At 62.6% G+C, this 13,178-nt stretch carries 13 protein-coding genes; 5 read left to right on the top strand and 8 right to left on the bottom strand.

What is annotated here, in order from left to right; genetic code table 11:
* A complete protein-coding gene (gene rep / locus ATY02_RS00005) occupies positions 1-2,010 on the top strand; it encodes a DNA helicase Rep (RefSeq protein ID WP_068577716.1) in 2,010 nt (669 codons plus the stop codon).
* A 56-nt stretch (positions 2,011-2,066) separates the two neighbouring features.
* Complete coding sequence (locus ATY02_RS00010) at positions 2,067-2,639, top strand: xanthine phosphoribosyltransferase (RefSeq protein ID WP_068577713.1); 573 nt, start codon at positions 2,067-2,069, stop codon at positions 2,637-2,639.
* A gap of 13 nt (positions 2,640-2,652) precedes the next feature.
* Here ATY02_RS00010 and ATY02_RS00015 read toward each other — a convergent pair whose 3' ends face one another.
* The 6 genes from ATY02_RS00015 to dadA form a co-directional block, all read right to left on the bottom strand.
* Positions 2,653-4,575 (bottom strand): acetyl-CoA hydrolase/transferase C-terminal domain-containing protein, encoded by a 1,923-nt coding sequence (locus ATY02_RS00015; RefSeq protein ID WP_068577711.1) that lies wholly within the window; start codon positions 4,573-4,575, stop codon positions 2,653-2,655.
* Positions 4,576-4,711: 136 nt separating this feature from the next.
* Positions 4,712-5,128 carry a c-type cytochrome gene (locus ATY02_RS00020; RefSeq protein ID WP_068577709.1) on the bottom strand — a complete coding sequence of 139 codons (417 nt, stop codon included), beginning with the start codon at positions 5,126-5,128 and terminating at the stop codon, positions 4,712-4,714.
* A 182-nt stretch (positions 5,129-5,310) separates the two neighbouring features.
* Positions 5,311-5,859, bottom strand: coding sequence for a cupin domain-containing protein (locus ATY02_RS00025; RefSeq protein ID WP_011064206.1), 549 nt, complete (start codon positions 5,857-5,859; stop codon positions 5,311-5,313).
* A 131-nt stretch (positions 5,860-5,990) separates the two neighbouring features.
* Positions 5,991-7,064 (bottom strand): alanine racemase, encoded by a 1,074-nt coding sequence (gene alr / locus ATY02_RS00030; protein WP_068577708.1) that lies wholly within the window; start codon positions 7,062-7,064, stop codon positions 5,991-5,993.
* A gap of 89 nt (positions 7,065-7,153) precedes the next feature.
* Positions 7,154-7,507: a RidA family protein gene (locus tag ATY02_RS00035; protein WP_068577707.1), complete on the bottom strand. Its 354-nt coding sequence runs from the start codon at positions 7,505-7,507 to the stop codon at positions 7,154-7,156.
* The gene (gene dadA / locus ATY02_RS00040; RefSeq protein ID WP_068577706.1) at positions 7,482-8,780 is read right to left on the bottom strand and encodes a D-amino acid dehydrogenase; all 1,299 of its coding nucleotides are present in this window, start codon (positions 8,778-8,780) and stop codon (positions 7,482-7,484) included. The genes ATY02_RS00035 and dadA overlap by 26 nt, the downstream gene beginning before the upstream one ends.
* A 155-nt stretch (positions 8,781-8,935) precedes the next feature.
* On the opposite strand from dadA, the gene ATY02_RS00045 reads away from it, so the two are divergent.
* Positions 8,936-9,424 carry an Lrp/AsnC ligand binding domain-containing protein gene (locus ATY02_RS00045; RefSeq protein ID WP_011064210.1) on the top strand — a complete coding sequence of 163 codons (489 nt, stop codon included), beginning with the start codon at positions 8,936-8,938 and terminating at the stop codon, positions 9,422-9,424.
* 6 nt (positions 9,425-9,430) lie between these two features.
* Here ATY02_RS00045 and ATY02_RS00050 read toward each other — a convergent pair whose 3' ends face one another.
* Complete coding sequence (locus ATY02_RS00050) at positions 9,431-9,784, bottom strand: YkgJ family cysteine cluster protein (RefSeq protein ID WP_068577704.1); 354 nt, start codon at positions 9,782-9,784, stop codon at positions 9,431-9,433.
* 147 nt (positions 9,785-9,931) lie between these two features.
* On the opposite strand from ATY02_RS00050, the gene ATY02_RS00055 reads away from it, so the two are divergent.
* The gene (locus tag ATY02_RS00055) at positions 9,932-11,242 is read left to right on the top strand and encodes an NAD(P)/FAD-dependent oxidoreductase (protein WP_068577703.1); all 1,311 of its coding nucleotides are present in this window, start codon (positions 9,932-9,934) and stop codon (positions 11,240-11,242) included.
* 43 nt (positions 11,243-11,285) lie between these two features.
* On the opposite strand, the gene ATY02_RS00060 is transcribed toward ATY02_RS00055, so the two are convergent.
* Positions 11,286-11,531: a DUF1127 domain-containing protein gene (locus ATY02_RS00060; RefSeq protein ID WP_068577701.1), complete on the bottom strand. Its 246-nt coding sequence runs from the start codon at positions 11,529-11,531 to the stop codon at positions 11,286-11,288.
* A gap of 178 nt (positions 11,532-11,709) precedes the next feature.
* Between ATY02_RS00060 and ATY02_RS00065 the strand changes: the two genes are divergently transcribed.
* Positions 11,710-13,134, top strand: coding sequence for a PLP-dependent aminotransferase family protein (locus ATY02_RS00065; RefSeq protein ID WP_068577699.1), 1,425 nt, complete (start codon positions 11,710-11,712; stop codon positions 13,132-13,134).
* The last annotated feature ends 44 nt before the right edge of the window (positions 13,135-13,178 follow it).

Consider the following 13,178-nt stretch of genomic DNA (forward strand, 5'->3'; position numbering starts at 1 on the left):
ATGTCCCGACTCAATCCCCGGCAGCAAGAAGCCGTGAACTACGTCGGCGGCCCTCTTTTGGTGCTCGCCGGTGCCGGCTCCGGCAAGACCAGCGTGATCACCCGCAAGATCGCTCACCTGATCCAGAACTGCGGGATCCGCGCCCAGTACATCGTCGCCATGACCTTCACCAACAAGGCGGCGCGGGAAATGAAGGAACGGGTCGGCACCCTGTTGCGCAGCGGCGAGGGTCGCGGCCTGACCGTCTCGACCTTCCACAACCTGGGCCTGAACATCATCCGCAAGGAGCATGTGCGGCTGGGCTACAAGCCGGGCTTCTCGATCTTCGACGAGACCGACGTCAAGGCCCTGATGACCGACATCATGCAAAAGGAATACTCCGGGGACGACGGCGTCGACGAGATCAAGAACATGATCGGCGCCTGGAAGAACGACCTGATCCTGCCCGCCCAGGCCCTGGAAAACGCGCGCAACCCCAAGGAACAGACCGCGGCCATCGTCTACACCCACTACCAGCGCACGCTCAAGGCGTTCAACGCGGTGGACTTCGACGACCTGATCCTGCTGCCGGTAAAGCTGTTCGAAGAACACGCCGACATCCTGGAAAAGTGGCAGAACAAGGTGCGCTACCTGCTGGTGGACGAGTACCAGGACACCAACGCCAGCCAGTACCTACTGGTGAAGATGCTCATCGGCACGCGCAACCAGTTCACCGTGGTGGGCGACGATGACCAGTCGATCTATGCCTGGCGCGGCGCGCGCCCGGAAAACCTGATGCTGCTCAAGGACGACTACCCATCCTTGAAAGTGGTGATGCTGGAGCAGAACTACCGCTCCACCAGCCGCATCCTGCGCTGCGCCAACGTGCTGATCTCCAACAACCCCCACGAGTTCGAAAAGCAGCTGTGGAGCGAGATGGGCCACGGCGACGAGATCCGCGTGATCCGCTGCAAGAACGAGGACGCCGAGGCCGAGCGAGTGGCCATGGAAATCCTCACCCTGCACTTGCGCACCAACCGTCCCTACAGCGATTTCGCGATCCTCTACCGGGGCAACTACCAGGCCAAGCTGATCGAGTTGAAGCTGCAGCACCACCAGGTGCCTTATCGCCTGTCCGGCGGCAACAGCTTCTTCGGTCGCCAGGAAGTGAAGGACCTGATGGCCTACTTCCGCCTGATCGTGAACCCCGATGACGACAACGCATTCCTGCGAGTGATCAACGTGCCGCGCCGGGAAATCGGCTCCACGACCCTGGAGAAACTCGGCAACTACGCCACCGGGCGCGGTATCTCGATGTATTCCGCCACCGAGGAAATCGGCCTCGGCGAGCATCTGGACAGCCGCTTCACCGACCGCCTGGCGCGCTTCAAGCGCTTCATGGACCGGGTCCGCGAGCAGTGCGCCGGCGAGGACCCGATCGGCGCCCTGCGCAGCATGGTCATGGACATCGACTACGAGAACTGGCTGCGCACCAACAGCTCCAGCGACAAGGCCGCGGACTACCGGATGGGCAACGTCTGGTTCCTGATCGAGGCCCTGAAGAACACCCTGGAAAAGGACGAAGACGGCGAGATGACCGTCGAGGATGCCATCGGCAAGCTGGTCCTGCGGGACATGCTGGAGCGCCAGCAGGAAGAGGAAGACGGCGCCGAAGGGGTACAGATGATGACCCTGCACGCCTCCAAGGGCCTGGAGTTTCCCTACGTGTTCATCATGGGCATGGAAGAGGAAATCCTCCCCCACCGCTCCAGTATCGAAGCCGATACCATCGAGGAGGAGCGACGCCTGGCCTACGTGGGCATCACCCGGGCGCGCCAGACCCTGGCCTTCACCTTCGCGGCCAAGCGCAAGCAGTACGGCGAAATCATCGACTGCGCGCCAAGCCGTTTTCTCGACGAACTGCCGCCGGACGACCTGGCCTGGGAAGGCAACGACGACACGCCGACCGAGGTCAAGGCCGTTCGCGGCAATAATGCTTTGGCTGATATACGCGCGATGCTAAAGCGGTAAAATCGACTATTTTTTAACAGACCCTTGGCCCCATAGCGGCCATTAGAGGAAGCTCCGTGGAAGCACTGCACCAGAAAATTCGCGAAGAAGGCATCGTGCTTTCCGATCAAGTATTGAAAGTCGACGCCTTTCTGAACCATCAGATCGATCCGCAGTTGATGAAGTTGATCGGCGACGAATTCGCCAGGCTGTTCAAGGACTCGGGCATCACCAAGATCGTGACCATCGAGGCCTCCGGCATCGCTCCAGCGATCATGACCGGCCTGAACCTGGGTGTACCGGTGATCTTCGCTCGCAAGCACCAGTCCCTGACCCTGACCGAGAACCTGCTGTCGGCCACCGTGTACTCCTTCACCAAGCAGGTAGAAAGCACCGTGGCTATTTCGCCACGGCACCTGACCAGCAGCGACCGCGTGCTGATCATCGACGACTTCCTGGCCAACGGTAAGGCTTCCCAGGCCCTGATCTCGATCATCAAGCAGGCCGGCGCCACCGTGGCCGGCCTGGGCATCGTGATCGAAAAGTCCTTCCAGGGCGGCCGCGCCGAACTGGACTCCCAGGGCTACCGCGTGGAATCCCTGGCGCGGGTCAAATCCCTGGCCGGCGGCGTGGTCACTTTCATCGAGTGACCAGGCACCAGGCTCACGGCTGACGGGTGGCCTGCAGGCCGGCCAGCAACAAGCGCTGGTACAGGTCTTCACGCAGGCCCTCGGGCTGTTCCAGCCCCATGCGCTCCAGGTGTTCAGGAAACGCCCCGGGCTCCGGCGCGTCGAAGGCCGCCTTGCCCAACTCGAGGATCTCGCTGAGCTTGAACTTGCTCTTGAGCCAGTTCAGCGCCCGCAGCAGATCACGCTCCTGAGCGGTGAAATCACTGCCCAGCGGATACTCTGGGAACAGATGGCGATGGCGCGCCTGGATGTCCAGCAAGCGCTGTGGGCTGTTATCGGCAAAGCGCGGATCCAGGCGGAAGTCCCTGGGCAGCTTGCCGGCTTTCTGTGCCTGCTCCATCAATCCTGGCTGGAAGCGTGAGTCGCTGATGTTGAGCAGCGCCTCGATCACCTTGGCATCGGACTTGCCCCGCAGATCGGCGATGCCGTACTCGGTGATGACGATGTCCCGCAGGTGCCGCGGGATGGTGCAATGGCCGTACTCCCAGACGATGTTGGAACTGACCTCCCCTGCCGACTCCCGCCAACTGCGCAGGATCAGCACCGAACGGGCATCCGCCAGGGCATGGCCCTGGACCACGAAGTTGTACTGCCCGCCCACGCCGCTCAACACCCGCCCATCCTGTAACTGGTCGGACACCGCGGCGCCCAGCAAGGTCATGGTGAATGCGCTGTTGATGAAGCGTGCATCGCGACGCTGCAGGCGCTTGAGCTCTTCGTGGCCATACAGCTCGTTGATGTAGCTGATGGCGCTCATGTTGAATTCCGCCAGCTTGTCCTGGGGTAGCTCGCGCAAGCGCTGGTAGAAACTGCGTGGCCCCAGGAAAAATCCGCCATGGATCGAGACCCCGCCTGCGGTGGCCGGGTCCAGGGTGCCGGTATTGGCCTGGCGCTGCTGCTCCACGCTGGGGTAGACCTTGCGTCGCACGATCCCGGCATCAGCCAGGGCCAACAGGCCGTTGACGAACATTTCGCTGCAGCCATAGAGCCCCTGGGCAAAGGGTTCGACCCCACCTTCGCGATCGATCAACGACTGCCAGTAGCCCACCTGCAAGTCCGCGAGTACAGCCCGATAACCATCGTTATCCGCCTGGCGCGCCAGCAGCGCGGCCGTCAGCGCATCCCCCATGGAGCCGATGCCGATCTGCAAGGTACCGCCGTCACGCACCAGGGTGCTGGCATGCAGGCCAATGCAATGATCCTGCACGCCTACCGGCATGTTGGGCGTGGAAAACAGCGTGCTGCATTCGTCTTCATCGATCAGCAGGTCAAAGTCCGCGGCAGCGATCTCGGCATCGCCCGGCATATAGGGCAGGTCGCGATGAACCTGGCCGAGCAGCAGGATGGTCTCCCCGGCGTCGCGCCGCTTGGCGATCATCGGCAGCATGTCCAGGGTGATGTCCGGGTTGCAGCTCAGGCTCAGGCGCCCTGGCTGTTGCGGATGGCGCGCCACGAGCTGGGCGACCAGGTTCAGGCCTGCGGCATTGATGTCCCGGGCGGCATGGCTGTAGTTGCTGCTGACATAGTCTTGCTGCGCCACGTCACTGTGCAGCAGGCTGCCAGGTTGCATGAAAAACTGCTCGACACGGATGTTGGCTGGCAGGTTGTCGCGGTGCAGGGCGGCGAGAAAATCCAGTTCCGGGTAATCACCGAACACCCGCTCGACGAAGGGCTCCAGAAAGCGTCGCTGCAAACCATCGCCCAATGCAGGCCGGCCCAGGCTCAAGGCGGTGTAGAGGGTCAGCTGGCGTTCGGGCAGTTGGGCAACCCGACGATACAGGGCATTGGCGAAGCGGTTGGGCTTGCCCAGACCCAGGGGCATGCCCATGTGAATGTGTTGCGGCAAACGAGCGAGCACTTCATCCACCGCACGCTCGATAGAACAGGATTGCAGCATCGGACCCTCCTGGAACCATCCGTGAATTGGGGTTGGACCGAGCTTGCCGGGAGTTTGCTGCATTGAACAGGGTGCAGGTCAAATCGCGCCCACAAAAAAGCCGCTCGCAAGCGGCTTTTTCGCTGCAGATGACCGCTTATTTCAGGCCGGACATCTTCTGGATGGCGCCCTTGAGCTCCTCATCGGAGCAGTCGGCGCAGGTGCCTTTCGGAGGCATGGCGTTGATGCCGGTAATGGCCTTGGCCAGGATGCCGTCGAGGCCACCTTGATGATCGGCGCGCTCTTTCCAGGCAGCGGTATCACCGATTTTCGGAGCGCCCAACAGGCCGGTGCCGTGGCAAGCGTTGCAGTGCTTGGCGATCACGTCGTCCGGAGATTTCGCCCCACCGCCGCCACCTGCGGAGGCAGCGACTTCCATCCCCTTGCATTCTTGCCCCTGGACACAGACCTGGCCAACCGGCTCGAGGCGCTTGGCGATATCGTCGTTGGTCGCAGCTTGAGCGCTGACTGCCCAAAGGGCCAATACGGTTGCTGGTGCGGCCAGCATTTTCATAATTAGGTTCACGCGTACACCCTCAATGGTGGCTAGTCACGCCTGCGGCCACGGTTTCGCAGGCGGGCGAAAGTATAACGGTTAGCCCGTCACACTGAAACAACCCCAAAGTCGAAGGGGTCTTGATCGCGGCGAAATGTCGCTGGAGGACTCTCTGCAAACCTTGCAGGACGCCTCTAAACCTAGAAGTTGGCTGGCGTGGCTGCGCTGATTAGTCGCGCCGGAACATCGAATGGGTTGCGGAAACGGTGTGGCTTGGTGCTTTCGAAGTAGTAGCTGTCACCGGCTTCCAGGACAAATGTCTCCAGGCCGACCACCAACTCCAGGCGGCCTTCAAGCAGGATTCCGGTTTCCTCGCCATCATGGGTGAGCATCTCTTCGCCAGTGTCGGCACCGGGCGGATAGATCTCGTTGAGAAAGGCAATCGCGCGGCTCGGATGGGCCCGACCCACCAGTTTCATGGTCACGGCACCATCGGAGATGTCGATCAGTTCATGTGCCTTGTAGACGATCTGAGAAGGTGTTTCCTGGAGGACCTCTTCGGAAAAGAACTCCACCATGGACATGGGAATACCGCCCAACACCTTGCGCAACGAGCTGATCGAAGGGCTGACACTGTTTTTTTCGATCATTGAAATGGTGCTGTTGGTGACGCCCGCACGCTTGGCGAGTTCACGCTGGGAAAGACCTTTCAGTTTACGGATGGATTGCAGTCGTTCACCGACGTCCAATGCGGCAGTCTCCTAGGCGGGAATCAGGCGTTGTTGTAATCGAGCGTTATCATGGCGACAGCGTTCAGTATTTACAACACTTGGCCCGGATTCCCCCAGGATAGGCGACTTTCGGCACAGCTCGCGCCATCTCAGCCTTCGCAGTACACCAACGGTACCCGGCGCAGGTTGCAGAAGAACTGGTAAGGGATGGTCCCAGCAGCCAGGGCCACATCGCTGGCCAGGATGTTCTTGCCCCACAACTCTACGGTCGACCCCAGGCCGGCCTGGGGCACATCGGTCAGGTCGATGCACAGCATGTCCATGGAAACCCGCCCCAACAGGCGGCTGCGCTGGCCAGCGACCAGCACCGGGGTCCCCGTTGGCGCATGGCGTGGATAACCATCGGCATACCCCATCGCCACCACACCGATGCGCATCGGCTTGTCAGTGATGAACTTGGCGCCATAGCCAATAGGCTCACCGGCAGGCAGCTCACGCACACAGATCACCTTCGACTCCAGGGTCATGACTGGCTGCAAGCGCTGGGCAACCGCATTGCTTTCCTCGAACGGCGTCGCCCCGTAGAGCATGATGCCCGGGCGCACCCAGTCGCTGGGCACATCCGGCCAGCCCATGAGCGCGGGCGAGTTGCGCAGGCTGACTTCGGCCTCCAGGCCTTCGCGGGCAGCCTCGAATACTGCGACCTGCTCGCTGCTGCTTTGACAATCCAGCTCGTCGGCGCGGGCGAAGTGGCTCATCAGCACGATTTTCTCGACCTTGCCGCTGGCCTGCAGCCGCTGGTAAGCGGCGTGATAGTCCTTGGGATGCAAACCCACCCGGTGCATGCCCGAATCCAGTTTGAGCCATACGGTCACTGGCTTGGCCAGCGTCGCCTGCTCGATGGCCTCCAGTTGCCACAGCGAGTGCACCACGCACCAGAAATCATGCTCGACGATCAGTGCCAGCTCGGAGGCCTCGAAGAAGCCCTCCAGCAGCAATACCGGAGCACGGATACCCGCCGCGCGCAGCTCCAGGGCTTCTTCGATGCAGGCCACGGCGAAGCCGTCGGCGCAGTCCGCCAGTGCCTGGGCGCAACGCACCGCGCCATGGCCGTAGGCATCGGCCTTGATCACCGCAAGGGCGCGAGCGCCCGAGACTTCACGGGCCAGTTGGTAGTTGTGACGCAGGGCTTGGAGATCGATCAGGGCACGGGCAGGGCGCATGGCGGCAGACTTCTAGGCGGTCATGGGAATAAAAACCGGCGCTGGCGGGCAGCGAACCGCCACCGGCGCCGGGAGAGGGATCTTGTCACTCAGGACACAGCGGCCACTACTGACATCTCGACGAGGATTTGCGGCTCGCAGAGCTTGGCCTGGACCGTGGCCCGGGCCGGGGCGACACCCTTGGGCAACCACTGGTCCCAGACACTGTTCATGCCTTCGAAATGGGCGTCGATGTCCTTCAGGTAGATGGTTACCGACAACAACCGGGTCTTGTCGGTACCCGCCAGGTCCAGCAGGCGCTCGATATTACCCAGGGTTTCCCGGGTCTGCTGCTCGATACCGGCCTGCATGTCGTCCCCCACCTGTCCGGACAGGTAGAGCGTACCGCCGTGGACGACGATCTGACTCATGCGCTCATTAGTGAGCTGGCGCTGGATTGGCATGCTTAGCGGACTCCTGAGGGTTGCCATAACGGGAAATATCGAGACCTTCGGCACTGATCTGCGGCTTTTTCTTGGCCATCAGGTCCGCCAACAGGCGGCCCGAACCACAGGCCATGGTCCAGCCGAGGGTACCGTGGCCAGTGTTCAGGAACAGGTTGCGATACGGTGTGGCGCCAACGATCGGCGTACCGTCCGGGGTAGTGGGTCGCAGGCCGGTCCAGAAACTGGCCTGGGACAGGTCGCCGCCCTGAGGATAAAGATCGTTGACGATCATCTCCAGCGTTTCGCGCCGGCGCGGGTTCAGCGAAAGATCGAAACCGGCGATCTCGGCCATGCCACCCACCCGGATGCGGTCATCGAAACGGGTGATCGCGACCTTGTAGGTTTCATCCAGGATGGTGGACGTCGGGGCCATCGCCGAATTGGTGATCGGCACCGTCAGCGAGTAGCCCTTGAGCGGGTAGACCGGAGCCTTGATGCCCAGCGGCTTGAGCAGTTGCGGTGAATAGCTGCCCAGCGCCAGCACGTAGCGGTCGGCGGTTTCCAGCTTGCCGTCGATCCACACACCGTTGATCCGGTCACCGGCAAAATCCAGGCGCTGGATGTCCTGGCCAAAACGGAACTCGACGCCCAGCTTGGTGGCCATCTCCGCCAACCGAGTGGTGAACATCTGGCAGTCGCCGGTCTGGTCGTTGGGCAAGCGCAGAGCACCGGCGAGGATATCGGTGACGCTGGCCAGGGCCGGCTCGACCCGGGCGATACCGTCGCGATCCAGCAATTCGAAAGGCACACCGGACTCCTTGAGCACGGCGATGTCCTTGGCCGCACCGTCGAGTTGTGCCTGGGTACGGAACAATTGAGTGGTGCCCAGGCTGCGGCCTTCATAGGCGATGCCGGTCTCCGCCCGCAGTTCGTCGAGGCAGTCACGGCTGTATTCGGACAAGCGCACCATGCGCTCTTTGTTCACGGCGTAGCGGCTGGCGGTGCAGTTACGCAGCATCTGCGCCATCCACAGGTATTGATCCATGCTGGTGGTGGCCTTGATCGCCAGCGGCGCATGGCGCTGCAACAGCCACTTGATGGCCTTGAGCGGAACACCCGGAGCGGCCCAGGGCGAGGCATAACCTGGCGATACCTGGCCGGCGTTGGCGAAGCTGGTTTCCATGGCAACGGCAGGCTGACGGTCCACCACGGTCACTTCGAATCCGGCTTGAGCCAGATAGTAGGCACTGGTGGTTCCGATAACGCCACTGCCCAAGACCAGAACGCGCATTTTCATATCCTCATCGCGGCTGACCGCCGCTGGTTGTTATTCGATGCAAAGATGCGCGCAGTGTAAGAAACATCAGGCAGTGATTTTCACTATATAACCGCCTATATTTGGCGAGAATTCTCGGCAATATCGCTTTTCACGGAGGGGCATCCCCTATGAGAACCAACCACCAGACCCGCCGCGCCCTGGACAAGATCGACCGCAACATCTTGCGCATCCTGCAGGCCGACGGACGCATTTCCTTCACCGAGCTGGGGGAACGGGTCGGGCTCTCCACCACGCCCTGCACCGAACGGGTGCGGCGCCTGGAGCGCGAGGGGATCATCATGGGCTACAACGCTCGCCTCAACCCGCAGCACCTCAAGGGCAGCCTGCTGGTCTTCGTCGAGATCAGCCTGGACTACAAGTCCGGCGACACCTTCGAGGAGTTCCGCCGGGCGGTGCTCAAGCTGCCCCATGTGCTGGAATGCCACCTGGTATCCGGCGACTTCGACTACCTGGTCAAGGCGCGGATTTCTGAAATGGCTTCGTATCGCAAGCTCCTGGGGGACATCCTGCTCAAGCTGCCCCACGTCCGCGAATCCAAGAGCTACATCGTGATGGAAGAAGTGAAGGAAAGCCTGAGCCTGCCGATTCCCGACTGAAGAGGGCTAGACCAGCACCTGGCGCTGGCTGGCCATGTAGTCGTGGATCTGCTTCTCGACCTGCGGATGGATCAGCTCCACCGGGCGCCGGCCATTGGGGCATGGCAGGCTCGGCGTGGTGCCGAACAAGCGGCAGATCAGCGGACGCTCGTCATACACCGTGCAGCCTTCGGGCCCCAGGTGCACACAGTCGAGCTCTGCCATGGCCGCGTCCTGCTCCGCCGCGGTCTTGCGTGGCAGCCGGGACATTTCTTCCGGGGACGTGGTGACCGGGCCGCAGCAGTCGTGGCAGCCGGGCACACACTCGAAGGAAGGAATCTGCTGGCGCAGGCTACGGACGATCTGGCGGTTACAGCTCATTAAAAGGCCTACAGGCGCGTGGACGGCCGTTAATTCTGCCTTAAATCCCCCCGCCAGGTCAGCGCCGACCGCCCTGCGGTTGCTCCGCCGGAAAGGCGCGGATTATCCTCCGTGCATTTTCCAGACCCGATCAGGACGACGCCCTTCATGCCCGCCAGCCTCCAGCACGCCGCCAGCGACCGGCACCCCGCCTCCTACTACGCCGCCAGCAGCCTGCCGCAACCGGACTACCCGGCCCTGAGCGGCGAGCAGATCGCAGACGTGTGCGTGGTCGGTGGCGGCTTCTCGGGGCTCAACACCGCACTGGAGCTGGCCGAACGCGGGTTCAGCGTGGTCCTCCTGGAGGCTCGCCAGATCGGCTGGGGTGCCAGTGGACGCAACGGCGGCCAACTGATTCGGGGCGTCGGTCACGGCCTGGAACAGTTCACCAAGGTAATCGGTAGCGAAGGCGTGCGGCAGATGAAACTCATGGGCCTGGAGGCGGTGGAGATCGTCCGCCAGCGCGTCGAGCGCTTCCAGATTCCCTGCGACCTGACCTGGGGTTACTGCGACCTGGCCAACAAGCCCGCCGAACTCGAGGGGTTTGCCGAAGAGGCCGAAGAACTGCGCAGCCTCGGCTATCGCCACGAGACCCGCCTGCTGCAGGCCAATGAAATGCACAGTGTGGTGGGCTCCAAGCGCTACGTCGGCGGCCTGGTCGACATGGGCTCCGGCCACCTGCATCCGCTGAACCTGGCCCTGGGCGAGGCCCAGGCCGCCGAACGGCTGGGGGTGCGCCTGTTCGAGCATTCGCAGGTGACTCGCATCGACTACGGCGCCGAGGTCAAGGTGCATGCGGCACGCGGCACGGTGCGCGCCAAGACCCTGGTGCTGGGCTGCAACGCCTACCTCAACGACCTCAACCCGCAACTGGGTGGCAAGGTCCTGCCCGCCGGCAGCTACATCATCGCCACCGAGCCCCTGAGCCCGGAACAGGCCCACGAACTATTGCCGCAGAACATGGCCGTCTGCGACCAGCGTGTAGCCCTGGACTACTACCGCCTTTCGGCCGATCGCCGCCTGCTGTTCGGCGGCGCCTGCCATTACTCGGGACGCGACCCCAAGGACATTGCCGCCTATATGCGACCGAAGATGCTGGAGGTCTTTCCGCAGTTGTCCGCCGTGAAGATCGACTACCAGTGGGGTGGGATGATCGGCATCGGTGCCAACCGCTTGCCGCAGATAGGCCGCCTCAAGGACCAGCCCAATGTGTATTACGCCCAGGCCTACTCCGGCCATGGAGTGAATGCCACGCACCTGGCGGGCAAGCTGCTGGGAGAAGCCATCGGCGGCCAGCACGGTGGCGGGTTCGATCTGTTCGACAAGGTGCCGCACATCACCTTCCCCGGCGGCAAGCACCTGCGCTCGCCGCTGCTGGCCCTGGGCATGCTCTGGCACCGCCTCAAAGAGCTGGCCTGATCGCCGCCCCAGGCCAGGGCACACAGGCCCTGGCCGATCGCGGTTACTGGCGCCAGAAGGGCTTGAGCCCCTCCTCTCGGGCTTCGTCGGGACTCAGGCCGACATCCCGCAACTGCTCGGCAGACAGCTCCAGCAAGGCTCTACGGGTACGCAGCCGATGCCAGTACAGACCCCAGCGGCCCAGGCAGGACGGCGCGGAGCGCGACGACGCCCTTCCTGCCGTTTGCTCCTGTTCAGCCACCAGTTCCTGACCGTGTAACGACAGCCGCACATCGCTCAAGCCGTTCATTTGCATTGCTCCTGTTGCTCAAGTTGCCATGAGCCGACATGATGCGTGGCAAGCAAAATCCAATACAGACCCAAAGCACCTGTATTAACTCCATACAGATTTCACTGAAATACGCCTGAATCCTGTATTTAGACCCTATCTGTACTGGTCATCACGGCCACCACTACGAGTCAATGCCATGACCCTCTATGTGAATCTCGCCGAACTCCTGGGCACCCGTATCGAACAGGGCTTCTATCGCCCGGGTGATCGCTTGCCGTCGGTACGCGCCCTGAGCGTCGAACATGGGGTCAGCCTGAGCACCGTGCAGCAGGCCTATCGCCTGCTGGAAGACAACGGCCTGGCGATGCCCAAGCCCAAGTCCGGGTACTTCGTCCCCCACAGTCGCGAGCTGCCCGCCCTGCCCGCCGTAGGACGACCGGCGCAGCGTCCGGTGGAAATTTCCCAGTGGGACCAGGTGCTGGAACTGGTCCGCGCGGTGCCGCGCAAGGATGTCGTACAGCTGGGACGCGGCATGCCGGACATCACCACGCCGACCATGAAGCCACTGCTGAGGGCCCTGGCCCGGCTCAGCCGGCGACAGGACATGCCCGGGCTGCATTACGACAACATCTACGGCGTGCTGGAACTGCGCGAGCAGATAGCACGGCTGATGCTCGATTCCGGCTGCCAGGTGGGGGCCAATGACCTGGTGGTCACCACTGGCTGCCACGAGGCGCTGTCCACCAGCATCCGCGCCATCTGCGAGCCCGGGGATATCGTCGCCGTGGACTCGCCGAGCTTCCACGGCGCCATGCAGACCCTCAAAGGCCTGGGCATGAAGGCCCTGGAGATCCCCACCGACCCGGTCAGCGGCATCAGCCTGGAAGCCCTAGAGCTGGCCCTGGAACAGTGGCCGATCAAGGCCATACAGTTGACCCCGAACTGCAACAACCCCATGGGCTACATCATGCCCGAGGCCCGCAAGCGCGCCCTGCTGACCCTGGCCCAGCGCTTCGACGTGGCGATCATCGAAGACGATGTGTATGGCGAGCTGGCCTATACCTACCCGCGCCCGCGGACCATCAAGTCCTTCGACGAAGACGGCCGCGTCCTGCTGTGCAGCTCCTTTTCGAAAACCATGGCGCCCGGGCTGCGCATCGGCTGGGTCGCGCCGGGCCGCTACCTGGAGCGCGTGCTGCACATGAAGTACATCAGCACCGGCTCCACCGCCCCACAACCCCAGATCGCCATCGCCGAGTTCCTCAAGGCAGGACATTTCGAACCGCACCTGCGCAAAATGCGCAGCCAGTACCAGCGCAACCGCGACATGATGCTCGATTGGGTCAGTCGCTACTTCCCTGCCGGTACCCGGGCCAGCCGCCCACAAGGCAGCTTTCTGCTATGGATCGAACTTCCCGAGAGCTTCGATGCTCTGAAGCTCAACCGTGTCCTGCTGGAGCAAGGCGTACAGATCGCCGTAGGCAGCATCTTTTCCGCCTCGGGCAAGTATCGTAACTGCCTGCGGATGAACTACGCTGCCAAGCCAACCGCGCAGATCGAAGATGCGGTACGCAAAGTCGGTGCCGCGGTCATCAAGCTGCTGGAGCAATCCCAGGACTGACGCCCGGCCTTCGCCGCCACCCATGCCAACCGTGCCGTCATGCG

This window comes from Pseudomonas sp. BIOMIG1BAC, from assembly GCF_001705995.2.
Lineage (GTDB): Bacteria > Pseudomonadota > Gammaproteobacteria > Pseudomonadales > Pseudomonadaceae > Aquipseudomonas > Aquipseudomonas sessilinigenes.

Bases quoted from the DNA above. Each gene is read 5' to 3' on its own strand.
- ATY02_RS00065 (WP_068577699.1), top strand. From the start codon at position 11,710: ATGACCCTCTATGTGAATCTCGCCGAACTCCTGGGCACCCGTATCGAA.
- ATY02_RS00020 (WP_068577709.1), bottom strand. From the start codon at position 5,128: ATGAAAATGCTGGCCGCACCAGCAACCGTATTGGCCCTTTGGGCAGTC.
- alr (WP_068577708.1), bottom strand. From the start codon at position 7,064: ATGCGCCCTGCCCGTGCCCTGATCGATCTCCAAGCCCTGCGTCACAAC.
- ATY02_RS00035 (WP_068577707.1), bottom strand. From the start codon at position 7,507: ATGCCAATCCAGCGCCAGCTCACTAATGAGCGCATGAGTCAGATCGTC.
- ATY02_RS00015 (WP_068577711.1), bottom strand. From the start codon at position 4,575: ATGCTGCAATCCTGTTCTATCGAGCGTGCGGTGGATGAAGTGCTCGCT.
- rep (WP_068577716.1), top strand. From the start codon at position 1: ATGTCCCGACTCAATCCCCGGCAGCAAGAAGCCGTGAACTACGTCGGC.
- dadA (WP_068577706.1), bottom strand. From the start codon at position 8,780: ATGCGCGTTCTGGTCTTGGGCAGTGGCGTTATCGGAACCACCAGTGCC.
- ATY02_RS00060 (WP_068577701.1), bottom strand. From the start codon at position 11,531: ATGAACGGCTTGAGCGATGTGCGGCTGTCGTTACACGGTCAGGAACTG.
- ATY02_RS00055 (WP_068577703.1), top strand. From the start codon at position 9,932: ATGCCCGCCAGCCTCCAGCACGCCGCCAGCGACCGGCACCCCGCCTCC.
- ATY02_RS00050 (WP_068577704.1), bottom strand. From the start codon at position 9,784: ATGAGCTGTAACCGCCAGATCGTCCGTAGCCTGCGCCAGCAGATTCCT.
- ATY02_RS00045 (WP_011064210.1), top strand. From the start codon at position 8,936: ATGAGAACCAACCACCAGACCCGCCGCGCCCTGGACAAGATCGACCGC.